Source organism: Edaphobacter sp. 12200R-103, assembly GCF_010093025.1.
GTDB lineage: Bacteria > Acidobacteriota > Terriglobia > Terriglobales > Acidobacteriaceae > Edaphobacter.
The window spans coordinates 3,758,380-3,783,533 of sequence record NZ_CP048114.1 but is presented as its reverse complement, the minus strand read 5'-3'; the positions used below and the strand labels follow the sequence as shown (position 1 = coordinate 3,783,533).

General features: G+C 60.0%; 26 protein-coding genes. 14 read left to right on the top strand and 12 right to left on the bottom strand.

Going from position 1 to position 25,154, the window contains the following annotated elements; genetic code table 11:
- Positions 1 to 5: 5 nt before the first annotated feature.
- The gene (locus tag GWR55_RS15775; RefSeq protein ID WP_162403121.1) at positions 6 to 740 is read right to left on the bottom strand and encodes a hypothetical protein; all 735 of its coding nucleotides are present in this window, start codon (positions 738 to 740) and stop codon (positions 6 to 8) included.
- A gap of 93 nt (positions 741 to 833) precedes the next feature.
- On the opposite strand from GWR55_RS15775, the gene GWR55_RS15770 reads away from it, so the two are divergent.
- Positions 834 to 1,784 (top strand): outer membrane lipoprotein-sorting protein, encoded by a 951-nt coding sequence (locus tag GWR55_RS15770; RefSeq protein WP_162403120.1) that lies wholly within the window; start codon positions 834 to 836, stop codon positions 1,782 to 1,784.
- Here the strand turns inward: GWR55_RS15770 and GWR55_RS15765 are convergent, their stop codons facing one another.
- The 3 genes from GWR55_RS15765 to GWR55_RS15755 are packed head-to-tail and all read right to left on the bottom strand — an operon-like array spanning position 1,785 to position 3,609.
- Positions 1,785 to 2,222: a hypothetical protein gene (locus tag GWR55_RS15765; protein WP_162403119.1), complete on the bottom strand. Its 438-nt coding sequence runs from the start codon at positions 2,220 to 2,222 to the stop codon at positions 1,785 to 1,787.
- A 29-nt stretch (positions 2,223 to 2,251) separates the two neighbouring features.
- Entirely contained in the window at positions 2,252 to 2,512 is a 261-nt protein-coding gene (locus GWR55_RS15760) for a hypothetical protein (protein WP_162403118.1), read from the bottom strand.
- A gap of 38 nt (positions 2,513 to 2,550) precedes the next feature.
- Positions 2,551 to 3,609: a hypothetical protein gene (locus GWR55_RS15755; protein WP_162403117.1), complete on the bottom strand. Its 1,059-nt coding sequence runs from the start codon at positions 3,607 to 3,609 to the stop codon at positions 2,551 to 2,553.
- Positions 3,610 to 3,922: 313 nt separating this feature from the next.
- Here GWR55_RS15755 and GWR55_RS15750 point away from each other — a divergent pair, with 313 nt between their 5' ends.
- Together GWR55_RS15750 and GWR55_RS15745 are read left to right on the top strand one after the other, a co-directional pair.
- Positions 3,923 to 5,257, top strand: coding sequence for an NAD(P)/FAD-dependent oxidoreductase (locus tag GWR55_RS15750; RefSeq protein ID WP_162403116.1), 1,335 nt, complete (start codon positions 3,923 to 3,925; stop codon positions 5,255 to 5,257).
- A complete protein-coding gene (locus GWR55_RS15745; RefSeq protein WP_162403115.1) occupies positions 5,254 to 6,963 on the top strand; it encodes a glycosyltransferase family 39 protein in 1,710 nt (569 codons plus the stop codon). Before GWR55_RS15750 ends, GWR55_RS15745 begins: the two co-directional genes overlap by 4 nt.
- Before the next feature lie 76 nt (positions 6,964 to 7,039).
- Here the strand turns inward: GWR55_RS15745 and GWR55_RS15740 are convergent, their stop codons facing one another.
- Positions 7,040 to 7,696: an HNH endonuclease gene (locus GWR55_RS15740; RefSeq protein WP_162403114.1), complete on the bottom strand. Its 657-nt coding sequence runs from the start codon at positions 7,694 to 7,696 to the stop codon at positions 7,040 to 7,042.
- A 55-nt stretch (positions 7,697 to 7,751) separates the two neighbouring features.
- Positions 7,752 to 8,624 (bottom strand): ComF family protein, encoded by an 873-nt coding sequence (locus GWR55_RS15735; protein ID WP_162403113.1) that lies wholly within the window; start codon positions 8,622 to 8,624, stop codon positions 7,752 to 7,754.
- 212 nt (positions 8,625 to 8,836) lie between these two features.
- Here GWR55_RS15735 and GWR55_RS15730 point away from each other — a divergent pair, with 212 nt between their 5' ends.
- From GWR55_RS15730 to GWR55_RS15720, 3 genes are all read left to right on the top strand, one after another.
- Positions 8,837 to 9,424 (top strand): hypothetical protein, encoded by a 588-nt coding sequence (locus GWR55_RS15730; protein WP_162403112.1) that lies wholly within the window; start codon positions 8,837 to 8,839, stop codon positions 9,422 to 9,424.
- 96 nt (positions 9,425 to 9,520) lie between these two features.
- On the top strand, positions 9,521 to 12,034 hold the full coding sequence (locus GWR55_RS15725) for an OPT family oligopeptide transporter (protein ID WP_162403111.1): 2,514 nt from the start codon (positions 9,521 to 9,523) through the stop codon (positions 12,032 to 12,034).
- A 10-nt stretch (positions 12,035 to 12,044) separates the two neighbouring features.
- A complete protein-coding gene (locus tag GWR55_RS15720) occupies positions 12,045 to 12,611 on the top strand; it encodes a DUF2059 domain-containing protein (RefSeq protein ID WP_162403110.1) in 567 nt (188 codons plus the stop codon).
- A gap of 5 nt (positions 12,612 to 12,616) precedes the next feature.
- Here GWR55_RS15720 and GWR55_RS15715 read toward each other — a convergent pair whose 3' ends face one another.
- Positions 12,617 to 13,015, bottom strand: a complete 399-nt coding sequence (locus tag GWR55_RS15715) for a response regulator (protein ID WP_162403109.1) — start codon at positions 13,013 to 13,015, stop codon at positions 12,617 to 12,619.
- A gap of 136 nt (positions 13,016 to 13,151) precedes the next feature.
- Between GWR55_RS15715 and GWR55_RS15710 the strand changes: the two genes are divergently transcribed.
- Positions 13,152 to 14,888, top strand: coding sequence for a glycoside hydrolase family 28 protein (locus GWR55_RS15710; RefSeq protein WP_162403108.1), 1,737 nt, complete (start codon positions 13,152 to 13,154; stop codon positions 14,886 to 14,888).
- Between the two features lie 117 nt (positions 14,889 to 15,005).
- On the opposite strand, the gene GWR55_RS15705 is transcribed toward GWR55_RS15710, so the two are convergent.
- Positions 15,006 to 15,410, bottom strand: a complete 405-nt coding sequence (locus tag GWR55_RS15705; protein ID WP_202925519.1) for an ester cyclase — start codon at positions 15,408 to 15,410, stop codon at positions 15,006 to 15,008.
- A gap of 64 nt (positions 15,411 to 15,474) precedes the next feature.
- Complete coding sequence (locus GWR55_RS15700; protein WP_162403106.1) at positions 15,475 to 17,673, bottom strand: glycosyl hydrolase; 2,199 nt, start codon at positions 17,671 to 17,673, stop codon at positions 15,475 to 15,477.
- A gap of 177 nt (positions 17,674 to 17,850) precedes the next feature.
- Here GWR55_RS15700 and GWR55_RS15695 point away from each other — a divergent pair, with 177 nt between their 5' ends.
- Both GWR55_RS15695 and GWR55_RS15690 read left to right on the top strand, forming a co-directional pair.
- Complete coding sequence (locus GWR55_RS15695) at positions 17,851 to 18,549, top strand: DUF4339 domain-containing protein (RefSeq protein ID WP_162403105.1); 699 nt, start codon at positions 17,851 to 17,853, stop codon at positions 18,547 to 18,549.
- 2 nt (positions 18,550 to 18,551) lie between these two features.
- Complete coding sequence (locus GWR55_RS15690) at positions 18,552 to 18,956, top strand: DUF2752 domain-containing protein (RefSeq protein WP_162403104.1); 405 nt, start codon at positions 18,552 to 18,554, stop codon at positions 18,954 to 18,956.
- Between the two features lie 56 nt (positions 18,957 to 19,012).
- Here the strand turns inward: GWR55_RS15690 and GWR55_RS15685 are convergent, their stop codons facing one another.
- On the bottom strand, positions 19,013 to 19,540 hold the full coding sequence (locus tag GWR55_RS15685) for a polymer-forming cytoskeletal protein (protein WP_162403103.1): 528 nt from the start codon (positions 19,538 to 19,540) through the stop codon (positions 19,013 to 19,015).
- A gap of 309 nt (positions 19,541 to 19,849) precedes the next feature.
- Between GWR55_RS15685 and GWR55_RS15680 the strand changes: the two genes are divergently transcribed.
- From GWR55_RS15680 to GWR55_RS15670, 3 genes are all read left to right on the top strand, one after another.
- Positions 19,850 to 20,629 (top strand): hypothetical protein, encoded by a 780-nt coding sequence (locus GWR55_RS15680; RefSeq protein WP_238398459.1) that lies wholly within the window; start codon positions 19,850 to 19,852, stop codon positions 20,627 to 20,629.
- Positions 20,630 to 20,753: 124 nt separating this feature from the next.
- Positions 20,754 to 20,945, top strand: a complete 192-nt coding sequence (locus GWR55_RS15675) for a YqaE/Pmp3 family membrane protein (protein WP_162403102.1) — start codon at positions 20,754 to 20,756, stop codon at positions 20,943 to 20,945.
- 52 nt (positions 20,946 to 20,997) lie between these two features.
- Positions 20,998 to 21,942 (top strand): NADP-dependent oxidoreductase, encoded by a 945-nt coding sequence (locus tag GWR55_RS15670; RefSeq protein WP_202925518.1) that lies wholly within the window; start codon positions 20,998 to 21,000, stop codon positions 21,940 to 21,942.
- A gap of 23 nt (positions 21,943 to 21,965) precedes the next feature.
- Here the strand turns inward: GWR55_RS15670 and GWR55_RS15665 are convergent, their stop codons facing one another.
- Positions 21,966 to 22,649: a MarC family protein gene (locus GWR55_RS15665; protein ID WP_162403101.1), complete on the bottom strand. Its 684-nt coding sequence runs from the start codon at positions 22,647 to 22,649 to the stop codon at positions 21,966 to 21,968.
- Positions 22,650 to 22,752: 103 nt separating this feature from the next.
- Here GWR55_RS15665 and GWR55_RS15660 point away from each other — a divergent pair, with 103 nt between their 5' ends.
- Entirely contained in the window at positions 22,753 to 23,376 is a 624-nt protein-coding gene (locus GWR55_RS15660; protein WP_162403100.1) for an FmdE family protein, read from the top strand.
- Positions 23,377 to 23,514: 138 nt separating this feature from the next.
- Positions 23,515 to 24,414, top strand: a complete 900-nt coding sequence (locus GWR55_RS15655) for an SGNH/GDSL hydrolase family protein (RefSeq protein ID WP_238398458.1) — start codon at positions 23,515 to 23,517, stop codon at positions 24,412 to 24,414.
- 93 nt (positions 24,415 to 24,507) lie between these two features.
- Here the strand turns inward: GWR55_RS15655 and GWR55_RS15650 are convergent, their stop codons facing one another.
- A complete protein-coding gene (locus tag GWR55_RS15650) occupies positions 24,508 to 24,960 on the bottom strand; it encodes a RidA family protein (protein WP_162403098.1) in 453 nt (150 codons plus the stop codon).
- Positions 24,961 to 25,154: the final 194 nt, after the last annotated feature.

The window sequence follows — 25,154 nt, the reverse complement described above, 5'->3', positions numbered from 1 at the left end:
TCAGTCTACATCGCCAGCCCCTGGCGGCTCTCGTAATGGGAGCCGATGAAACGGATTGACTCAAAATTATGCGCGCCCTCGTTTAAAAAAACCGAAGGTCGGGGCTGTAGTGCGGAGGGAATATTCTCCATTGCATACCCGAGGCGGGTGGCGAGCGCCTCAAGACCGACGACTGCCTCTTCCGCCAGCCGATGCGGCACCTGAAGGATGCTGTCGGCGCAGACCAGCAGTGCCCCCATCTTCTGATCGCTTGCCCGGATGGGAATCAGAATCGCCCTCCCACCAGGTCGCTGTTCGGATTGGAGCGGAATGACACAGCTATACAACCCCAGTCGTACCTGCGACGCCCCATCCCAGTATTCGATCGCGTCGCGCGACGGCTGTCTATCCTCTAGATGTGCTTCGATCGCCTCTGCGGTGGCGGCGTCCATGCCCTCCGTCGCCGCGATACCCAGATGACCGTCCGGCATATACATCAGCATGGCAACCCGGCTGAAGGGACTTCTGGCGGTGATGACCGAGCAGACCCTGCGGGGAAGATGCTTCAGGTCGCCCTGCGAGCTGACGCGGAGATCAAGCCGAGCATACGCCTCCAGCTCCTCCCGGCCGCGCCGTTCCCGCTCTGTTTGCTTCCGTTCCGCCTGAAGCCGGCACCACACCGCACCAAAGGCCATCGCAAAAGCAAAGCACACGATTGCACATGCCGGATATGTCCACGTCTCCCCCAATGCTGTCAACATCAACCAAACCTCCACCTGCCGCGTCTATCCTGTATGGAGCGGCCGGGTTTTCAGGATTCAGGCCCTGTTCTCTTCCATGGAGCACTTCGTTCAATGAAATTTGCCTCAGCGCTCTCCGCCAGCATTTTCGCAGCGTGCCTCCTCCCGCTATCGGCAAACTCTTCACGTTTTTTCAGCTTTGTCCCAAATTGGCACAGCACCGTCTATGCCGCTGAGGACCAGGGATTTGGCCCGCTCGATCCCTCCCCGCCAAGCGGCATCACCGTGGACGAGATCATCAAGCGCATCGGACAGCGGGAGAGCGAGTTCAACCGCGCCCGTGAGAACTACATTTTCCGCCAGTCCGTGAAGGTCCAGACCATCTCCGACGACACCGGCAAGCCGGACGGCGAGTATTACCAGGTCACGGACATTACCTTCGACAAGCAGGGCCGCCGCGAAGAGCGCGTCGTCTTTGCCCCCCAGACCACGCTTGAGCGTGTCCAGATGACGCCGACCGACTTCGACGAGATCGAGCATCGCCTGCCCTTCGTGCTGACCGCCGAGGAGATGCCGCAGTACGACATCAAGTACCTGGGCCGACAGCGCGTCGACGAGTTGGATACCTATGTCTTTGAGGCGGGCCCGAGGACCATCGAGAAAGGGAAGCACTACTTCCAGGGAAAAGTATGGGTCGACCAGCAGGATTACCAGATCGTTCTGGTGAACGGCCAGACCGTCCCCCAGGATACCCGGCGCGGCCATGCCGACCTGCAGCCTCCCTTCACCACCTACTACGAGCAGGTGGACGGTAAATACTGGTTCCCCACCTACACCAGGGCCGATGGCACTCTGCATTTCCCGGCAGCCAACGGCGCTCCCCGGCAAGACGTTCATATGCGTAACATCGTCCGTTACACGGACTATAAGCAGTTCCGCGCCACCAGCCGCATCATCTACAACGGCGAGGACATTACCAACAACCGCGCTCCGGAAGACGACAAGAGCCAGCAGAGCCAGCAACAGCCGCAGCAGTCATCACCACCGGCGGCTGCACCCAGATAATCAGTGGCCGGTCTGGCGGCACAGATAAACATCGATGGGACGCTTGAACGCCGTACCCCTGGGATCCACGGCACTGTATCCCTTCGGACAGACATACCAGCTCGAGCCTTTTCGCTGGTTATAGTCAAGCAGGGTGAGATTGAAGTTCCTGCTCTTTCCCGGAGCGAGGTTTATCTCCCTGACGTCATCCGTATTCCCGAAGACGATGGTCAGGTGCAGCGGCTGCGGACATCGGTTGACGTACCGCGCGGTCTGTAGAGGGCCCTCGTAATCCTGCGAGACGCAGCCCAGGTGCGGCGGTTCCACCAGCTGCTTCCGCAGCTCCGGAGCCATCGAGTTGAGGTCAATCTGCGGGACTGCAGCTCCCTGGGCTGCGAGCGCCGGATACATCCCGGAGAAACAAAAGAGAAGCACAGCCGCCGATACAATTCGCCTCACCACGAATCCTCCTCGCCGGGAGCGTTAGGCTACGTCGCGCAGTGAGCGTCCGGATCGGCATGCTGTTCCATCATCCACCGGTCCATCATCGTCCCGGCGCACCGTGCGCCGCAGAGATGTTTCACTCCGGCAGAGTGTGCATGCTGCATCTGCCAGCGCGTCAGCTTGATCAGCGGCTGATCTTCGCCTGGATTCTGGCCCGGGAAGCAGTCGACCCATGCGAGCCACCAGCCATCGGAATCCTTCTTGTTGCCGCAAACATCACACGTATAGCTCTCTGTGTAAGCCATCTTGTCGCTCCACCGCTCATGAAATCGTTTCAGCGCTTCTAACGAAGCGCAACAGGATCGACTCGAGCCGAGTCCGGCAGCATCTGCCAGTCCGATTCGTCGACTGCCTCAAAGTTTTCGCCCTTGATGGTCTTCAGCCGAGCCAGGTCCACGTCGCTCCACCGCTTGTCCGGTTCGCCGATGATAAACCACGGTCCACCGTTATCAGAGAGAAACATGCCGTACTTCTTCAGGGCCTTCAGAATCACCTGGTTCTCCTTGGAGAACTTCGAGATATCGAAATCAGCCTTCAGCCGGAAGCGCTCTCCCATCGGGGGATAGGTAGGATCGGTAAGTCTCGATGCAAAGTGCCTTGCCGGCCAGACATAAAGCCGCTGCGTCTTGGGGGTCGTAAACCGGATTGCGTGTTTGATCTCTCCCGAAGCTACCTCGTCATAGCGTAACAACCCCGGCAGAACGGCAAGCCCGGCTGCGTCAGTCGAAGTCTTGTCGGGAGCGCGGAGGGCGTTGCTGGTAAGGTCCATCTTGATTCCGGCTCCGGCCGTCCAGCTTCCAGACTTCTGCTTGACGACGCCTCCCAGCTCAGTCAGTACGCAACGGCCCTCGTCCACCATAATGACGTGACGATCAGAGTCATCCGGCGAATTCCAACCTCCTTCGACCAGAGCTCCTTCGGGTGTCGGGTAGTGGCCCGGGTCGCTTTCATCGCCATACATGAAGGAGATGGGAATGCGTGGGCGGCCCGGCTTGATGATGGTGATCGGGATTCCGTTGGCCGGATCGGACCCGAAGTTCGGATGCAGGACCAGCGCCGGGCCCATGCGCTGAATATAGTCGTCCGAATGTTTGTCCTTGGCCAGCTTGTCGATCGGCATGTTCCAGACATTGTCCGCCGGAAAGACTGGGCAACCAGCGATATGCGGTCCCGAACCATTCGCTGTTCCCGCCGCACCAGGAATTCCGGAACCGACAGCCGCAAGCTTCGACGCCGCCATGACCGCGTCTGCTTCGGTCGGAGTCTTTGAATGCCATACGAGAACCACCACCGCTATCCCAAACAAAACCGCGCCGAGCTGATTCTTCTTTCCGGACTTCATTCGCCCTCCCAAGCCGATCTCTCTGCAGCATGGCCGCAGCTCTGTCGTTCTGAACCATCATAATCGCCGCCTCACCAAGGGCAACCTGGCTTTCTGCACGGCATCTAACTCCAAGTCCAACCGATTGTGGTGGTGCACTCGCACGACACCCCGCAGGACTGATGTCCTTTACGACTCCGCCCTCTCTGCCTTCCGAAATCGTTGATTCTGACCTGCAGAACTCCGGAGTCTATCTCTTCAGGTACCGCAGTGAACCTGCAAACCTTGGCGCTCTTGTCCACACTTTGGAGACGCGCGTTTCTCTATACTCCCTATGGCTAAAGTTCTTGTAATCGGTGCAGGTGTAATGGGGCTGGCGACAGCATGGCAGGCGCTTCGCGATGGCCACCAGGTGGAATTGGTGGAAGGCGCTCCCGAGGCTGGCGGAATGGCAGCTCACTTCAACTTCGATGGAGATTCCATCGAGCGGTTTTATCACTTTATCTGCAAGACCGATTTCCCAACCTTCGATCTGCTGCGCGAGTTGCGCATGGAAGACCGGCTGCGCTGGCGCCCAACCTCCATGGGCTTCTATACCGACGGACATCTGCATCCGTGGGGAAATCCGGTGGCCCTTCTCAAGCTTCCCAATGCCCCCCTGCTGTCGAAGCTGCGCTACGGCATGCTCGCCTTTATCAGCACCCGCCGGGATGCCTGGCCGGAGTTGGAAAACCAGTCCGCGAAGGAGTGGATCATCCGCTGGTGCGGAGAGGATGCCTACCGCCGGTTCTGGAAGACCCTGCTCGAGTTCAAATTTTACGAGTACGCCGACCATATCTCCGCGGCCTGGATATGGACCCGCATCCGTCGCATCGGCCGCTCGCGGTCCAGCATCATGCAGGAAGAGCTGGGCTATCTTGACGGGGGCTCGCAGACCCTGGTCGACGCTCTCGTCCACTCGATCGAAGAGCAGGGAGGGCATATCCACCTCGGCTCGCCCGTGCAGTTCGTCACCACCAGCAATAACCGCGTGACCGGCGCAGAAACCACCACGCGGCACTTCGCCGCCGACTACGTCATCTCTACCGTCCCTACTCCGCACGTGGCCGAAATGATCCCTGATCTCCCGGAAGACTGGAAGCAGCGATACCGCTCCATCCAGAACATCGGGGTCATCTGCGTGATCTACAAACTGCGGAAGCCGGTCACCCACCATTTCTGGGTCAACGTCTCGATCCCCAATCTGACCATTCCAGGCGTGGTGGAACTGACCAACCTGCGCAGTGAGATCAACAGCTCTATCGTCTACATTCCGTATTACATGCCGACGACCAATGAAAAGTTCTCATGGCTCGACAAGGATCTCGTCGCCGAGGGATTCAGCTGCCTGCTGCGTTTGAACCCTACCCTCCAGGCGAGCGATATCATCGCGACCCACGTTGCGCGTCTGCGCTACGGCCAGCCGGTCTGTGAGCCTGGCTTCGCTGCGAAGATTCCTCCCGTGCAGACCCCAATCACCGGCCTGCAGATCGCCGACACCTGCTACTACTACCCGGAGGATCGGGGTATCGCCGAGAGCGTACGCCTGGGGCGTGCGATGGCGCGTGCGATTCCCAGGCCAATTCAGGCAGAAAAGCCGGCGCCGTCCAGGGTGGAGTCGACTGTTTGAACCGCGAGCCGTCCAGTGCTTTGTCTTTTCTGAGCAAAAGACGCGCCGTTACAGAGATCGTCGTGCTTTTTGTGATCGCTCTTGCCGTTCAAGCGATCGGCTTCAAGGCCAAATGCGGACCTTACGACGAATTTCTCTCGCTCTACGGCGCCGACCGCGTTCTGCACGGCCAGATGCCGTATCGTGACTTCTGGACGATGTACGGTCCCGCGCAGTTCTATCTGCTGGCCGGATTTTTCAAGCTCTTCGGAGTCAGCATACTCAGCGGACGCATCTACGACGCACTCATCCGTGCTGCAATTGCATGCGCCAGCTTCACCCTGACCCGCCTGCTGACGGACAACCGATGGGCGCTCGCCGCCTTTGCCACGGTCATCCTCTGGCTGACGGGAATCTATTACCCGGCCTATAACTTTCCGGTCTACCCTGCGATGCTCGCATCGCTGATAAGCTGTCTTTTCTTTGCCGCATGGCTGCGCCGCCCTGCCGACCAGCGCTCGCTCTTTCTTGCAGGGCTCTTCGTAAGCCTCGCCACTATCTTTCGCCACGACTCCGGCTTCTACATCTTCTTCGCCGAGCTGGTCATGCTGACATGGATCCACCGCACACGCCCGCCTGGCGAACCCATGAGCCACCTGCTCGCAAACTACGGCAGGCGCCTCGGTCTGTACATGGCAGCCGTCATGCTGATCGCCGGACCAGTCTATCTTCTCGTTGTTCTTCGCGGGGGCTTCAGCAATGTCTTCTACGACCTCTTCTACGTCCCGGCGGTGATCTATCCGAAGATGCGGCGGCTGCCGTTCATCACTCCCGATCTCATCCAGCAGCTCCACCGCCCGTTCTCCTGGGATGGCCGCGTCGCCGTCGAATCTTTGATTGTCCTGCTGCCCATCTTCACCATCGTTGCAACCGCGCTCGCGCTCGCCACCTCACGAAGATCGCGTATCTTCCCGGAGAATTGGCAGCGCCAGACCTTTGTCCTTCTCTTTCTGCTGGCATCACTGTTCTTCTTTAAGGGGCTCATTCGCGTCGGCCCGGTACAGCTTCTTCAAAGCATTCTGGTCTGCCTGACCCTGCTCGCCATTCTCTTCGGACACCGACGGCAGCTTGGCCACTCCGTCGTGGTCTGTCTCTACGCCACGGCGCTCTTTCTCGGGGTATGTTCCGCCGCGACGCTCTCACACGTGTTGACCTTCGCCCGAGTCAATCTTAGTGATGTAGTTCATCCGCAGGCCCAGGACTCCTTTTATCGACGCTGCCACGTTCCATCGGCGCTGAGTCGCGCGCGCTGCATGCGGGTGGAACCGGATGTGCTCGCCGCTACGCTGGAGATCGAACGCCGAAGCACGCCGGATCAGTTCATCTACGTAGGCGATGGCAGGCACGACCGCATCTTCTGGAATGACGTGCGCCTCTACTTTCTCTCAGGCCGCGGCTCCGTCACGCGATGGTACGATCTCCACCCGGGCGTGCAGACCACGCTCGCCATCCAGAAGGAGATGATCGCGGATCTCCGCCGCGAAGAGCCGCCGGTGATCGCCATCAACACCACATGGGACGATACGGTAGAGCCCAACGACAGCCGCTTCTCCAGCGGAGTCACCGTGCTCGATGACTACATCCACTCCCACTACACCGCAAGCTCACACTACGGCCAGATCACGATTCTGACGCCGTCACGCCCTTACACAAAGCAAACGCCTTAAAGGCCGTCATTCTGAACGGAGTGAAGAATGACGAACATTGACCCAATCTAAATTCAGAACTTCCATACCCGGAACTTCAAGCAGCAGGCTCGGTATGCTCGAAGTAAAGATACTTCCTCCACGCCGCGTCTGCGCTTCCAATCATCCGCATGATGTGGCGCGAGGTGTGCAGGCTGAACGGCCTGGGCTCGCGCTTCAGACGCATGTCTGTCAACTCATGCAGCATCTGGTTTCCCTTCTTGCGATTGCATGCATGGCAGCACGCCACGAGGTTCTCCCAGGTGGACAGTCCCCCGCGTGAGCGCGGAATCACGTGGTCCAGCGTCAGCTCCGCTGCGGTCAGAATTGCATCGCAGTACTGGCAGCTGTTGCGGTCGCGCAGCAGGATATTCTTTCTTGACAGCGCCCTGGTCTGGTGCGGAATCCTTCGGTACTCCAGCAGACGAATGACGCTCGGCATCGGGACGTTCACCTTTGCGGCGTGCAACATCTGTCCCTGCTCTTCTTCGGTCCGCGCTACTCCCTTCAGCACCAGAACCAGAGCCCGGCGGGCACCGCAGATGTTGATCGGCTCATAGGAGGCGTTCAACACCAACACCGGAGTCTGCATGGCCGGCTGGCGAAAGACGCCTGCCCGTACCTCGGTCACTGTGGCGACACGCGGAAGCTCCGGCGGATGTCCCGCGTGTCGCTTCCCGTTGTGTCCCTGCCTGCGTTGCTTGCCCGATTGCATCGTTCTGCCCTCCGGTCGTACTCGTTCTGAAAAAACAATCCTCTCGCCAGAAAACTTATCTGGCAGCCAATTCCACCTCGCCTCGCAAAGATTCACCCGACGATGCATCCCACCGCGCGACCATCTCCTTCTGCGCGCGTGCCACCGTCGCCACCCAGACCTTCGTTGCTCCCGCCTGCCGCAGCACACGCGCGCACTCCCGCGCGGTCGCTCCAGTGGTGTAGATGTCGTCGATCAGCAGGACCTCACAGCCATGGACGGCCTGCGGATCGCGCACGACAAACGCGCCTCGCAGATTTCGCCGACGCTCACGCGAACTCAGCCCAAACTGGCTGTCCGTCTGCCGCATCCGCACCATCGCAGCGTGCTGCACCTTCAACGGCCATCCCTCGGCGCGAAGACTCCGCACCGCTTCATCGGCCAGCAGGACCGATTGGTTATATCCGCGCTGACGCTGCTTGCGTGGATGCAGCGGAACAGCAATCACCGTTACACCCCGCGACATACCCTCCTCTGCCAGCTTCGTCACCACACGAGCCAGCAGAAGGCCCAGAGGACGCGCCAGCGGCTCCTCACGCTCATACTTCAGGAGCCGGATGGCATCGCGCATACCGTCGGTGTACACACCCCACGCTTGAGCGCGTTCGAACTCCGGCGGAGCCATGCGGCAGGGTGAACAGAACGCCCCTTCGCCTCCAGCCTGCTGCCGGAAGCGCACGCCATCCAGGTCCAAGGCCTCGCCGCAACGGGCACACAACTCCGAGCCCTGTTCGCGCAGCGCATCCAGACATATCTGACATAGAGGGGAAAGCCCAGCGCCCGGCAGCGGTCCCCCACAGACCCTGCAATCAGCTGGAAAGAAGGTTGTTACCAGATCGTCAACGACAGCCCGCATCAGTTGGCCAGGACTCTTGAGCACGCGGGACACAGCGCGCCATTCCTCCACCCCACCCGGCGGTCCGCCCGGCGGAGCTCCCTGAACAGTCCCGAGCGAATTGTCAATCCAGCGTTGGCTGAAGACGCACCTCACTCGCAGCAACGAAACAAAATCGCGCCCGTGCCTGCAGTATAGTCTTCTCCTCCTCCCTCGCGTCAACAATCTCGCACCACGCGGGGTGCACCTGTGCTACACCTGAGATCATGTTTCGTACCCTCACATGGTGCGCCAAGTGCCTCTTTCTCTATCTGCTGGTAACAATGCTGGCCATCAAGTTTGCCTGGGTCTTCGTTCTTCCTGTGTGGGCTGTCGCAACCAAAGCGCACTGGACAACGCTGAATCGTTTTGTCTTTCTTCTCAACTACTTCCTCCCCATCTTTACCGCTTCCGGCTTCCTTCTTGGACTGGTTCCCTTCAGCCGACTCAATAAGGCTCTGCTTGAGCTGGCGCCGGGGCTTGCGCGCTTCATGGAGCCGGACCGGATCCCCGCAATCCTGCTCGCATGGGTGCCCGTCAGCATTGCATTTCTGGTGCGTTTTTTTACCTGGCAGTCACGAAACGCCAGCGTCTTCGGAGCCCACAACACCTCCGGCAGGATCGCCCGCTTCTTCGGCACGCTCAACAGCCAGACGCCCGCTCTGCTCGACAGCCGCTGGGCACAGGACCGCTTCCTCTTCTCCGGCCCTATGCTGTTCCTGATGGCCTGCGCACTGGCCGCGCTGCTGCGCTACACGATCTTCGGCCGACCCGCTCCCGCTGTACCGTACCCCGATTCCAATACCTCCACTTAGACGACAACAGGCGTTCTTCTCTCGTCTTATTCCCGGAGCTTCGCTGGTACACTCAACCAGCCGTAGCGCCACGTGCAGCGGAGAACCTCTTAATTTATGGCGACCACAACCACCAAGCCCGCATTCCAATCTTTCGTTCCCTCCACCGAGTCGCGTCCTGAATTCACCGTTCGCGCCATCCTCCTCGGCGCCATCTTCGGCATTCTCTTCGGAGCCGTCACTGTCTATGTCGGCTTGCGCGCCGGCCTTACGGTCGCAGCCTCCATCCCCATCTCGGTTCTCTCGATCTCCATCCTGCGCGCCTTTGGCCGCGCCTCCATCCTCGAGAACAACATCGTCCAGAGCACTGGCAATGCCGGCCAGTCCATCGCCTCCGGAGTCATCTTCACCCTCCCGGCACTCATCTTTCTTGGCTTCGATCTCGAATCGTCCCGCATCTTTGCCCTGGCGCTCTTCGGCGGTTGGCTTGGCGTCCTCTTCATGATCCCGCTCCGGCGGCAGCTGATCGTGCAGGAGCACGGGACCCTTCCCTATCCCGAAGGCACTGCCTGCGCCGATGTCCTGATGGCAGGCGAGCGCGGCGGCAGCTTCGCCAGCCGTGTCTTTCTCGGCCTTGGATTGGGCGGCATCTATACGCTCTTCCAGAACGACAACCTCTTCAGCCTCTTTCCCTCCACCCCCAACTACTCCTTCAACGTGGGCGAACAGCACCTGCTCAAGGGTGGGGCCATCCGCGCCGATGTGACCCCGGAGTATCTCGGCGTCGGCTACATCATCGGCATGCGCGTCGCCGCCGTCATGCTTGCCGGCGGAGTCTTCTCCTGGCTCGTCCTGATGCCGGCCATCTACTTCTTCGGCTCGCGCCTCTCTACGCCGCTCTATCCCGGCACGACACTCATCCGCGATATGAGCCCCTCGGATCTGTGGATCACCTATGTACGGCCCATGGGAGCAGGAGCTGTCGCCTGCAGCGGCCTCATCACCCTCCTCCGCACCGCACCCACCATCCTCGCCGCCCTGACTGAAGGCCTGAAATCAATCGGCAAGAACAAGAGAGCCACAGATCCGGGTGCCCCAGGTTCGACGACGAAGTCGGCTAACCTGGGAAGCAGCGCCACAACGGCCTCTGGACAGCCACCTCGCACCGAGCATGACCTGCCCTGGTCGGTCGTCATCGGAGGCTCGGTCCTGCTGGTCGTCCTCCTCTGGGTCTTCCTTGAATTCAAACCCGTCCCCGGAGCGCAGGTGGGAGCCTTCGCCAATCTGGCCGCCTCGCTTCTCGTCGTGGTCTTCGGCTTCCTGTTCGTCACTGTCTCGGCCCGCATCGTCGGCATCGTAGGCTCGTCAGCTTCGCCGGTCTCCGGAATGACCATCGCCACCCTCATGGCTACAGCCGCCATCTTCCTGGTCCGGGGATGGACCGCGCCAGCATTCGGCGCTCTCGCCATCACGGTTGGGGGCATCGTCTGCATCGCCGCCTCCAACGCAGGAGATACCGCGCAGGACCTCAAGACCGGCTATCTGATCGGAGCCACGCCGTGGAAACAGCAGCTCGCCATCATGATCGGCGTCATCATCTCCGTGCTCTCCATAGGAGTGACCTTGAACGCGATGAACAAGGGACTCGAGAGCTTCCAGCGCATGCCGCGCCCTGTGGCGCTCTCCCTGAGTCATCTTCCCGACGGCGTACAGGCCCAGGGCAACTTCAACCGCGACCACATCGTCCTGAGCCATACCGAAAATCAGGGTGCCCCATCTTCGACGCCGAAACCGGGGTCCCCGGACAGCTCGCTGTCTGGGGTGGAGAAGGCGGCTAAGGTGGGTTTGCAGGATTCCTCTGCCGAAATCACCAATGCGCGCAGCTACATTCTGCTGAACGCCATTGGGTCCTCCACTCTCGCCGACGGCAAATACCTCTACAACCCCGCGACCGGCCAGATCGAGATCCAGTGGACCCAGGGCATCGGCAGCGAGAACGCCGCTGCTCCGCAGGGACGCCTGATGGCCACCGTCATCAACGGTATCCTCAGCCGAAAGCTCCCCTGGTCGCTTGTGCTTCTTGGCGTTGCGCTCGTCATCATGGTCGAACTGCTCGGCGTCCGCTCCCTCACGCTTGCCGTGGGAGCGTACCTCTCCATTGGGACCACGCTCGCCATCTTCGCCGGTGGCGTCATGCGATGGCTCGTCGATCGTGCCGCCGAGAAGCAGTACGAGCGCGAGGCCGCATCGGAACTCGAGGCATCGCTTGCTCTCTGGCAGAGTGACAGAGACGCCTGGCTAACGCAGCACCCCGATTTCAACCCTACCAATCCTGCCCATCTTGAGAAAGAAACCGGTCTCCCTGCACGCAGTTTTTGCATCCGCGACCCAGAGGTCGAATCCGAGATATCCTCCGGCTCCCTCTTTGCCTCAGGACTCATCGCAGCCGGCGGAATTGTTGGGTTAGTGGGAGTAGGGGTTAAACTCTACGAGTCGGCCACCGATCGCACGATTCCACGGTTCAGCGACCATAATCTGCTGCATCACGATTGGGTGAGCGTTCTCATGTTCGCTCTGCTCGCCTGGTCCCTCTACTATTTCGCGCGCAAGCCGCTCGATCAACCCCGATGAGGTATTTCAAATGAACCGTCTCTCCACCGCTGCCCTTCTGTTTTGCATCGCGACCGCACCCTTTCTGCGGGCCGACGATGCCTCCAAACGCACCAAAGTGGAAGAGTTGATCGAGATCACCAAGGTGAACCAGATCGCCGGGCAGATGACCCAGCAGATGACATCGAGGATGCGCTCAATGGCGGCGCAGCAGACCGCCAGTCATGCTGTCACCCCAGAACAGCAGAAGGTCATCAGCGACTACATCAGCCAACTCGAGACCATCACGCGCAACGCCGTGGCCTGGGACAAGATCAAGTCTGGCATCGTGGAAAGCTACAGCCAGGCTTATACCGAACCGGAGCTCGACAGCATACTCGCGTTTTATCACTCGCCTGCAGGCAAGGCGCTTATCGAAAAATCTCCCGAGCTGATGACGAAGACCATGCAGACCGTCCAGGAGCAGATGGCCGCGGCGCAGCCGCAGATGCGGGAAGCCAACGCTGAGTTCACGCGCAAGATGAAGGCGTTGGCTCCGGCAGCAGCACCTTCAACGCCTGCACCGGCTCCGAAGCCAGCTCCGACAACAAAGCCCTGAGGCTCTCAGATCTCTCTGCTCAGGTCCTCGTCACGCTTTTCGATCTCCTCCGACTCCCTCGGTTTCAGGTCGCGCAATGTTTCGAGAAGCTTCTGAGGCTGAAAAGACTCCACCCTGCGATCCGCGCTCGGACATGCCGGCCCTCCGGGCGCGCTGATCACAATCACAGGGACTGTCGGCATGATTTGCTTTAAAAGAACGGCCAGATCTTCAGACGGGATATCCTCCAGCTCTCCATCCATGACAATGCCATCCACGGCAGGAAAACGCCGAAAGATCTCGACTGCCTCCTTCCCGCTATACGCTGTTATAACGTTGAACTTCGCAGTCTCAAGCACCAGCTTGCGGGTGGAGATACTTCCGGGAAACTCCCGGTCGATGACAAGAAAACACGGTCTGACCATCTGCGTACTATAGGCGTCCGCCGACACGTCCTTCAAACGCAATGATGTGAGCTGATTGAAAGGAGGAGAGACATGGCTTTTCAATCAGGAAACAGTTTCCTGGTCCTACCACTTCTCTGCTAGCATTGGCTGCGCCATGAAAACCATCGATTCCGCCCGCCGTGAACTCCTGAAGTTCAGCGGCATGGGGTTGGCTGCCGCCGCAGCAGCCGCCGTGCCCGCAACCGCCTACGCCGCTCCACGTTCCTCCGCGGGCTTTCCTGCAGGAGCTATCTTCGACATTCGCACCTATGGAGCAGTCGGTGACGGCAAGACCGTCGACTCCCCAGCCATCAACAAGGCCATTGAAGCCGCAGCGGCCGCCGGCGGAGGCACGGTCTACTTTCCCGCAGGAACCTGGCTCTCCTTCTCCATCCGGCTCAAGAGCCACGTCTCGCTCTTCCTCTCGCAGGGTTGCGTTCTGCTCGCGGCTGAGTCTCCCAAGCCCGGCGAGACCACCGGCTACAACGGCGGAACCTACGACGCCGCCGAGCCAAACACCGCCTGGGACGCCTACCAGGACTACGGCCACAATCACTGGAAGAACTCGCTGATCTGGGGGATCGATATTCAGGACGTCTCCATCGTCGGCCCCGGCCTGATCTACGGCAAAGGACTCAGCTTCGGAGCGGGCCCGGGTCGTCCGCCCGGAGCCCCCAAGACCGTCGGATTCGGCCCGGAACGTCTTCCCGGCGCGCCGCCTCCGCCGGTCCGCATTCGTCCGGCGCGCGGCGACTATCCCATGTATCAGGCCGAGCAGCCCGGCGTTGGCAACAAGGCCATCGCGATGAAGAACTGCCGCAACGTCATCTTCCGCGACTTCTCCGTCCTCAAGGGGGGCCACTTCGCTCTGCTGCTGACCGGCGTCGATAACCTCACCATCGACAACCTCACCATCGACACTGACCGCGACGGCATGGACATCGACTGCTGCCGCAACGTCCGCGTCTCCAACTGCTACGTCAATTCGCCCTGGGACGACGGCATCTGCCCAAAATCGAGCTACGCTCTCGGCTACGCGCGCGCGACCGAGAACATGACCATCACCAACTGCTACGTCGCAGGATCGTACGAGCTCGGCACGATGCTGGACGGCACCTACAAGCGGTTCGCTCCCGACACCCAGCACGTTGCGCATAACGGACGCATCAAGTGCGGGACCGAGTCCAATGGCGGCTTCAAGAACATCACCATCTCCAACTGCGTCTTCGACGCCTGCATGGGTCTCGCGCTTGAGAGCGAAGACGGTGCCCTCTGCGAGGACATCGCCATCTCGAACATCACCATGCGCGACGTCGTAAATGCTCCTCTCTTCTTCCGCCTGGGCGCTCGCCTCCGCGGACCTAAGGAGAGCACGAAGGTTGGCACGCTGCAGCGCATCGTCGTCGACAACCTGGTCAGCTACAACACCGTCCCCAACATCTCGTCCATCCTCAGCGGAATTCCCGACCATCCCATCCAGGACATCAAGCTCTCCAACATCTACATCCAGCACCGCGGCGGAGGCACGGCCGACGACGCAAAGATCACGATGCCCGAAAAGGAAGCCGCCTACCCCGACCCCGGCATGTTCGGTCATACGACGCCGTCGCAGGGCTTCTTTCTGCGCCACGTCAATCGCCTCGAGATGAGCCACGTGGAAGTCGCGCCCGCACAGGCCGACCAGAGGCCCAGTTTCTATCTGGAAGACGTCAACCGCGCCGACTTTATCGCCGTTACCGCGCCCACCGACCCCTCGGCCTTCGCGCTCCACAACGTCAAAGACCTTCGCATCGCCCTAAGCCGCGCAGCAAAGGACACGCAACTGGAGACCGCCGACAACCAGAGCCTCTAACTTAGAAAAAGAGAGCACTGAACAGGCATCCCTCCACGAGCAGGTCATTCCGATTGCAGTGGAGGGATTAGCTTCTCTGCACCGAAATCATCTGCCCATCCTCACGCGCACCTATCCTCAGCCACGGGTCAGCTGCTGAAATACCTCCCATGTAGCCCGCTCCACCCAGTTGTGCAATAGCCTTCCATCCTCACGGACTGCCCACACCGCAGTGCCAGTAAACGAGATCGGATTCTGATCCGGCTCCGTCCCAAGTAATCCATTATTTTTCCCGGTCACTCTCCAGCGCGAGGCTACCCTGCTTCCGTCCGCATTCTGAAAAGTCTCAATCACCTCGAATTGAAAATCTGCGATCTTCGTTAGAAACTGCCTGATCCAGGCGATGAAATTTTCCTTGCCCACGATATCCACGCCGCCCGTCGTGATGACAAAATCATCAGCGACAAACCTGCTGGCCGCATCCGGATCGCGAGCCTTCCATACCGCGTCCCAAAACTCTTCTACAATCTTGACCGAATCCACTGCCGATAACCTCGCTGGAAAAGCATTGATGTATATCGGATGACCCCAATTCCGGAAGGATTCCTCATCGCACCACCAGCACGCACATCTCATACGGCTTCAGCGCGAGTTCCGTGAACACGTCGCGCGCCTTTGCCGATACCTTCACCTCTGCCACTTTGCCAGTCGTCGCGTCCCATTTCTCAACACGCTTTCCTTTGCGCTGTAACACCACGCGCTGGCTGAACGCCTCAGGCCCCTCATTGAACAGCAGATAAACATCGGCATCCTTTAGCCGCCGCCTCATCACGTGAAGCGAACGGTCCGGCTTCTTCAGCCTCACGTCAGGCTGCACAGCAGCATCCACAGCCTGAGCAATTGCCCCAGGAACCATCTGCGCAGGAGGCGACATTGTAGGAGGCTGCATCGGCGGAGTCGGTGTCGCTGCAAGCTGCGCACTCACCTCCACCTTCGCCCACGCGAAGTCCGCGGCCTTTGCATCTCGCGCATCGCGATAGGTCTTCCCGGAGATCAACACCGGCAGGTGATCCAGAAACAGCACCTTGCCACCGCCACGTGCGAACTCCCGTAGGCGATCGAGCGCAGCCTCTGAGAGTACGGACTCGCCCGGCAGAATCACGGTCGTATAACGATTGCCGCTCATCGTCGCGAACGTGCCCTTCTCAGCCTTCAAATCGTTGGCGAGCGCATCCTCGCTCACAATGTCGAAGTCGATCTGCCGCTCCGAAAGCACCCTCTCGGTCGAGACAAACGCCTTGTCCGCGGCTTCGTCTCCCATCCACATCGAGCTCGACGGAAGGTACAGCGCAACCTTCGCCGCAGGCTCACCCATCGAGAGCAGATAGCTCATGCGCCGCACATACTCCAGCAGCGCCGGATACCCCTCCTCGCGCATGTAAGGCGAGCCCTGCCGACCGCCTGCGCTCGACGGAAGATACATCGTCTCCACCAGGTTGATGCCGCGCACAAACTGCTCGTTCAGGATGTACCGCGCCATATCGACATCCGGCTCGGGCCGATAGGCCGCGAAGCTCTCCGTAAAAGCTCGTGGATGGCCGTACACATGCGAGACAGACGAAGCCAGCCGCGGATAATCCGATATCGTATCCTTCCAGATCTGGTGCCAGATGGCGTCGATCCCCGGAACCTGCACGTACTGCATGTCGCGGAAGAACTCTCCCTCGCTACGCACCAGGTTCATCTCCATCTCTTCATGATTCAGGTGAACCTGGTACTCCAGATGATTGGCTGCGCACCACTCCGCCTGCGGCTTGAAGAACCCGTCGCGAAACATCTGCGAGAAGACATCGTAGTAATCCGCCTTAACTCTTCGCTCCGTCTGGGTCATCTCTAGAGGCTTGGCAAACAGACCCGCAAGATACGGTCGGACGTCATACCCTTTGATCTCTTTGAATCGCTCGAAGAACTTCGGTGTCCACGGCAGTCCGCGAATGGAGTAATCCGGCTCATCGCCACGAAACCCCAGGATGGTCTTGCCAAACTCGTCCCCGACGTACTTCCTGTACTGCTCATGTGTGAACTTCAGGAACTGTTCCGTCGCGGCAGGATCAAGATAATCCTCAAGGGACTGCGACCCGTCCTTCACATTCTTCGGATTGGTATCGCTGCGCGTCGGCGATGTGCTGAAACGATGCTCCACAATCGTCACCTTCCACTCGCCCGCAGGCGCCGTCCACCGGATTTTTCCATCTCCAAAAGGAATGGTCTCCGTCCCGCCACCGTCCAGACGCATCGCCGTCACCGCCACCGTCTCCGGCTTTACAGCACGCTCCAGCACCTCCCCACCGCCGACGGAGATCATCTCTGCAGCCACCAGAGCCTGCATCTGCAATTCCGGTTTCTCCTGAGTAAACTTGCCGCCCGCAAATCCGCTTGGATAACCGGCATCATCGACGATCCAGAGGCGCATATCGCGTTTCTTTGCCTCATCGACAAATTTGCGAAAGAACGCAAAGTACTCCGGCGACAAATATGCAAACGGAGCACCGCGGCCATACTGTACCGTCACCGCTCGATACCCCAACTGCTTCATGCGGTCCAGATCGCGCTGAATCACCTCGTCATTCACAGCTCCGCCCATGCCGTAGTAAGGCTCCGGCCCATACTCCGAAGGAGGACTCACCCACTGGCGTGCGACCTCAGCCGCCGTTGGCATCTGGATTCTCTGCCATGCAGGCTGTTGCGCCATCGCTACCTGCCCGGCGACGACTCCTGCCAGAACCACTGCTGCTCTTCCGATCATGCTGCCATCTCCTCTTTGCAACCCACAGACGGCCGCTGCATCCGTTTGTCACTCCTCAAAATCAGCATTGGAAATAATTTCACACTGGATATAGCAGCCGCATCTCCCGTGGCAAATATATTTGTCCTTCGGGCTACCCCGTGTTTTCATCTTCTTTGCTGACTTTCAGGAGACGCCATGCCCTACCAGATATCCCGCGCAGGCCAGATCTATGGTCCATACACCCTCGAAGACCTGCAGCGTTATGTTGCCACCGGCAACATCCTTCTCACCGATCTGGCGAAGTCCGACGAGATGGCCGACTGGATTCCCGTCGCTCAGATCCTCAATCCGGCCATGGCGCCAAATCCCGCCGCGGCGAGCATGCCGGTTTCGCCCTATGCTCCGCCGGCAGCACCGTATGGTCAGCAGCCTCCCGCCTACGCCGCATCGCCCTATCCCGACCCGCCAAACCTGCACTGGGCCATCGTGTTGCTGCTCGCCATCTGTACCTGTGGCCTGTTCGCCATCATCTGGGACTTCGTCCAGCTCCTCTGGATGAAGAAGATCGAACCCCAGACCAAAGCGTTTCCCTACTTCCTCGCCTATGCCATCCTCTCGTTCGTCAATGGAGCCTTTTCGGCGGGCGCCATGCATAACGGTCATCACCACGGCTCCGTATTGGAAGGGCTGGCCGGTATCGCGGCTCTGGTCTTCCTCATCCTCTACCGCTTCGCCATGCGCGATTCGCTCGAACGCCACTTCAACAGCGCCGAACCCATCGGACTTCGCCTTGGGCCCATCATGACGCTCTTCTTCGGGGGACTCTACTTCCAGTACCACTTCAACCAGATCAATGCCGCCAAGCAATCTTTGCGTTATCGCAGCGGACTCTGATCATGAGCGTCTCTCTTCCGATATCGCGAGGGTCCCTATCGTCGCGCACTGTCTCAACTGCAGCGGGTACAGAGAGAATCTCGGTCCTGCTCCTGCTTGTCGCGGCCGCCACGGTCCTTCTGCTCTTCCCGCCAGCGCGATACAGCTTCTATCCACAGTGCCCCGTCCACCGGTACCTGGGTATCCTCTGCCCCGGCTGCGGAACTACCCGCGCGCTCGCTGCCTTGCTGCATGGCCATTTCGGCGAAGCCCTGCGGCTCAACCCGCTCGCCACCGTCGGAATCCCGTTCGCGCTCCTCTGGAGACTCTTTTCCCGCAAGCCTCTGAGGCTTCTTCAGCCATCACCGGTAGCCATCCGGCTGATCTTCGCCGCGGTCGCGGCATTCACGCTCGCGCGAAATCTTTAGCTCCCAACAAAACGGTCCGGCGCAAGGCCGGACCGTCTGGAAGGATTGGAAATCCGTTACGCCTGGACAGTAGCTGGCTCGCTGGTCGAAGCCGTCTGGGCAGAGGCAGACTTCAGGTCGGCCGAACCCGGCTTGCGGATGTCGATACCGCCCTTGAAGAACGCGCCGTCCTCAATGGAGATGCGCGCCGCGATCACGTCGCCGGTAAGCGACCCTTCGCTGCGGATGTCAACGCGATCACTCGCCTGGCAATTGCCCCGTACCTTGCCCAGCACCACAACCTCGCGGGCAACAATATTGGCTGCCACCTGGCCGTTACGGCCCACGGTTACGCGATTGCCTGGAAGATTGATGGCGCCCTCGACCTTGCCGTCGATGTACAGGGACTCGGAACCGGTGACCTCGCCCTTTACGACCAGCGATTTGCCGATGGTTGCCTGCTCACCCGTGGCAGCCGCGCCTGCACTTGCACTGGCGGCGGGAGTTGCCGCACGCGGAGGCTCATAGCTCGGCGTCGGAGGTGTGGGCCGTGACGGTTCTGGAGTTGAGGGGCTGTTGCTTCCCGGCTGATTCGGTTTCCACATATCTTTTTTGTTTCCTTTCCTCACTGCTGGAGATGCCCCTCGCCAGGGCTCCGCTTCAGCGCGCCTCACACAGGCACACGCTTCGTTTTCTCGATACTACTCCGCTCACCTTCATGAATTAAGCAACATTTAGAACGTATTCCACAGTTTTGTACTTTCTTCAACAACCCGGCTCAACTGCCTGGAAGAGCTTTCCTATCTCTGCGAACTTTCTACCTGCACATAACCCCTTTTATTCCACTCCCCAAAAGTTGCAGCGAGCTGCAGCGTCTGTTTTGCAGGCATTCAGTAGCATGTCTCCATCGCTGAATGCAGCTGCGGAGAAATTCCCGCAGACTATCTTTCAATCCCGGCCAGCTCTCACCGAAACGTACAGAGCTGGCCCTGACCCTTGAGTTCGCCCGCGTGAGAGCCCTTCCCGTCTTTCTGCTGAGTCTGGCTACCCTCCCCGCCTCTGCTGCCGCCGCGCCCAAGACCCATACCGTCATCCTCGGCGGAACCCGTCGCGTCTCCTACACACAGCCCGACGCCACGCCCGAGGCCCAGATGGACCTGACCACGACGATCAAGGTGCGTTCCCTCATCATCGACGGCCGACAGCGCGACTGGACCACCGGGAATATCCACGAGATCACAGACCGCACGTTCGCCGTGCGCCGTGCTCTGCGGGTCAACGACGCTCTGGCTACGGATACATCTCCCCGCTGGATCTGGCAGCCCGGGCCGTGGATCACGGTCGATCGCCTGACCGGACACATTACTGCCCTGCATCTTCCCGACTTCGATCCACTGGTCTCCGACGCTGTCTGGTTCCGCGACTACGCCGCCTACTGCGGAACCTCGACAACGGCGAAAGGCGGCAGCCTGTATGTGATCGTCGCCCAGCTCGGCGTTCGGCGCCCCGTTGTACAGAAGCGCATCGGCCCGTGGCCGCAAGCCGGTCACGCATCGCCGGTCTGTGCCCCTGCCCAATGGAATCGCCTTCCTCTGCGCGTCACCATTCAGCCCACCGGTGGCGAAAGCACGACCTACGATGTCGTCGGAACCTCCTCCATCATCGAGGAAGGCGATAACGACGACTCCAACTGAGATCCTCTCGATCTCATTGCTTTCTCCCTGACAAGCGCCGCAGCATCCATGAAGCCGCGCCCGCTTCGCCGCATCTGATAGAAAAGAGAAACAGCGGGACTAAATTTCATCAGCAAGGACTCCTGTGAGACTGCTCATTGCATTCCTGCTTCCCTGGCTTACCTTCTTCACCATCGGACGCCCTTTTGCCGGTGTGCTCTGTCTTATCCTTCAGGTGACGCTCATTGGCTGGATTCCGGCCACTATCTGGGCTGTCTATGCACTCAGCCAGTACAAAATCGATCAAAAGATTCGCCGGGCTCTCGGACGCAACTAAAACATTCAAATCAACTCCACCTCTGAACGCAGATCATTGGAGGGCTCTCTCGATGAAGGTCATGCGCCTTGCTGATTCCGGAAATCCCGGCCACCTGGTGGAAGCGACTCTCCCCGATCCACAGCCGGCCCCCGGACAGGTTGTTGTCCGCATCGTCGCTGCCGGAGTTACACCGACCGAGCTTGAGTGGTATCCGACGACACACGACGCCTCTGGAGCGCCCCGCACCGGCGCCGTTCCCTCCCACGAATTCTCCGGAACCATCGCCTCTCTGGGAAGCGACGTTCACGACTTCACGCTGGGGCAATCCGTCTTCGGCATGAACGACTGGTTCTCTCCGGGCGCACTTGCCGAGCTGTGCCTTACGGAGGCCTCCTCCCTCGCGCCTGCTCCGATAACGATTGGCGCGATCGAGGCCGCGTCGGTCCCCATCGGAGCGCTCACTGCCTGGCAGGGGCTCTTCGAACACGGCCACCTGCACCCTGGTGATCGCGTCCTCATCCATGGAGGCGCAGGGTCTGTAGGCCACTTCGCCGTCCAGATCGCCCATTTGCACGGCGCTCACGTCATCGCCACCGCATCGCCCTCCAACTTCGCCCTCGTCCAGCAGCTCGGAGCCGACGAGCTCATCGACTATCATGCGACCCGCTTTGAAGATGCCGTCACCGAGCCTGTCGATATCGTCTTCGATACCGTCGGCGGAGACGTCCTTCTTCGCTCCTTGCCCCTGCTCAAACCCGGCCGTTTTGCCGTCACCATCGCCTCCGACAAGGAAGGCAACCAGGATCCTCGGGTGCAACACGCCTTCTTCATCGTCAAGCCGCATCAGCGTCAGTTAATGGAGATCGCCGCTCTGATCGATACCGGCAAACTGCGAACGCTGGTCGATAGCGTCGTTCCTTTCAACGAGGCCGAGAAGGCGTACACCGGAAAGATTCCGAATCGCGCCGGTCATGGCAAGATCGTCGTGGCCGTCAGTCCCGCTGCAACCGTATGAACGCGTGACTCAACCCTCGTGGCTTATCCATGGAGCAGCAGCGGCTTCAGCAGCGATTCCAATCCATTCCACGCAATCTGTACCCCGATACAAAGCAGGATGAACGCAATCACCCGCAGGATTCCGTGCGTCGTCGAAGGCGAGATCTTTCCCGTAATCTGCGGAGCATACGCGTAGCACAGGTACACCAGCACGCTCAGCAAAATCACCGCCACAAACAACCCCACACGCGCCAGCACTGTATCGGTCAGGTTCCCTTGCATCGTATGCGCACTCAGGGTCAGCATCACCACCAGACAGCCCGGTCCGGCCGTAATCGGAAACATCAGAGGGTAAAAGGTCTTCGAGTCCCATCTCTCCTGCGTGTCTCCGGCTTGAGCTGCGATCTGAGCCCCCGCCGTCTGCTTCGACTGGCCGGCGTCAGGCTGATTCAGAACCCCCCAGCCAATCGCCGCCACCACCACGCCTCCCGCCAGTTGCACAATAGGCAACGAGATCCCGAAGAACGACAGCAGGTACGACCCGATCAGCTCGATCACTGCCAGAAAGATCGCCATGTTGATGGCGATCTGCCGTGCAAGCGACCTGTATACCGCCGCCGGCTGGATGCCTACCATCCCCAGAAACACCAGCGCCGTGCCCAGCGGATTCACCAGCGGCAGCAGCGCGCTAAACCCCAATGCAAAGTGCCTCCACAACACGCTCACAGGCGTCCTCCGCGGACAGACATCGATGCGCTCCTCTGCAACAATACCTCAACCTGGCGCTCCCCTCTGCCAGCCTGCTTGCCTGACCTCGTATTATCTTTTCATGGAGCCCTTCGACGACCTCCTGCGCCAGGCGGAGCTGGCCCACGGCCACCTCTGCGCCGGGCAAATCCTCGGCGTCCGGCTCGCCATGCTCGGCTGCCAGCGGCTCGGCATCCCGGAGCCTCGCACCGCCGACCGCAAGCGTCTCGTCACCTTCGTGGAGATCGACCGCTGCGCCACCGACGCCATCGCCGTCGTCACCGGATGCCGCTTGGGCAAGCGCGCCCTCAAGTTTCGCGACTGGGGAAAGATGGCCGCCACCTTCGTCGACCTCAATGCCCTGCTCGAGCTGCGTGATGAAATCCCCACCTACAAAGGCATCCGCATCGCCGCGCTCGAATCCTCCAAGCAGCGCGCCCGCGAGCTCTACCCGCATATCGAGAACAAAAATCAGCAGCAGATGCTCGCCTATCGCGAGATGCCCGACGCCGACCTCTTCGCCGAACAGTGGGTCCGTGTTCCGCTGCATCCGCGCGAGATGCCCGGCTACAAATCGCAGCGCATCGTCTGCGCGATGTGCGGCGAGGGAATCAACTACGATCGCAATCTCACCGATTCCGACGGCCGCATCCTCTGCCACTCCTGCGCCTTTCCTGAGACAAGCTACTATCATCCACTGGGCTAAGCCCTTCACTACACCCTGCCTCTAAGCTCCTCCCGGAGTGTTAGGATGGTCGTCATCCTGAGTCGCGGTCGATCCCGACCCATTCAGTCTCCGGGCCCCCAGCACAATCTGCCAATCGAAGCCCTCAAGGAGCCCCTCGTGCCCACCCGCAGAACCGTCTTTTCCGCACTCGCCGCCATTCTTTTTCTGTCGTTCTCTCTTTCAGCCTCCGCCGATTCCTACTCCGCCGTCTTCGTCTATGGAGACAGCCTCTCCGATAACGGCAATCTCTACGGCGTCTCCGGAATCCCTCCCGCTCCCTACTACAACGGCCGCTTCTCCAACGGCCCTGTCGCCGTGGAGCAGCTCGCCGCACAGCTCGGCGCTCCTCTCCACGACTTCGCCTGGGGCGGAGCCACCACCGGTATCGGCAACAGCGGCGACGGAGGCTCACAGACCAGCCTGGGCGCATTCGGCCTGCCGGGAATGCTCTCGGAGCTGGCCGCCTATCCCGTGCCTCCCGCGCTCGTATCAAGCTCGCTCTTCATCGTCTGGGGAGGAGCCAATGACTTCGAGGCTGGCGGCTCGGTTGCTAACGCCATCACCGACATCAATGCAATCGTCGCCTCGCTTCTTGCCACCGGAGCCACGAACATCCTTGTCCCCGGCCTGCCCGACCTCGGCCTCACCCCCGAGTTCTACGGCGATGCGGCGGCCACCGCCTTCAGCCAGCAATTCAATCAGGGCCTGCAGTCGACTCTGCCTGCCGGTGTCGTCTACTCCGATCTCTACGGTCTGCTCAACTCAGTCACCCAGAACCCCGCCGCCTACGGTCTGACCGATGTGACCACACCCTGCTTCAATGGCGCCACTGTCTGCTCCAACCCCGATCAGCATCTCTTCTGGGATGACATTCACCCGACCACCACTGCGGACGCCATCATCGCCAGCCAGTTCCAATCCGATCTGGCGCCGGTGCCCGAACCCTCCTCCATCCTTCTGCTCGGCAGCGGAATCACGGGATTCGCTGCTTTTCTACGTCGCCGCAACGCCGCCTGAGCAGCAAACCCACCCATCACATGCATCCCACACAAAAGCAAAAACCCCGGCTCAACCAGAACCGGGGTTTCACTTTCGCAGAACGGAATCTGCTTAGTGCTTCACAGCGATTGCGGAGATCTCAATCTTCGCTCCGCCGATGAGACCCGCGACCTTTACCGTTGCGCGCGCCGGCTTCGGATCCGGCATGTCCTTGATGTAAACCTCGTTCATCTTCTTCACATCATTCAGGTCGGTCACGTAAACCGTCACTGAAACCAGGTCCGACATCTTGAACCCGGCCTTCTCCACAACCTTTCGCACGGCCTCAATCGCATTGTGCGTCTGGACGGTGATATCGGTGCTTGTCACATCGCCCTTCGCGTCCGGTCCCTGCTGGCCGGCAACGTAAAGGGTATTTCCAGCAACGAATCCATCACTGAAGGGATTTCCCTGCTTGAAGTCGATCGCCTTGTTCTGGGCAAAGGCGCTACCCGAGACACCCAGGGCCGCAATCCCGGCCAGGATCAGCCCGTGCTTCCGCATCAGCGAATATAGATTCTTCATCGTTCAGTCTCCTGTGGTTTGTTTGCAAAATAGCATCTTCTCATCTCCCCAGCCCCTTGGCATATCCCATCTGTCCTAGATCCATCGAAGAAGGCTGGATCTCGAGAAGGAGTGATGCAGCCACACACGTCACGGCATAGTCCATATGTCCGTTGCAGGGTTGTTTTCTTTGGGTTATAAAACTCCGTTACCTG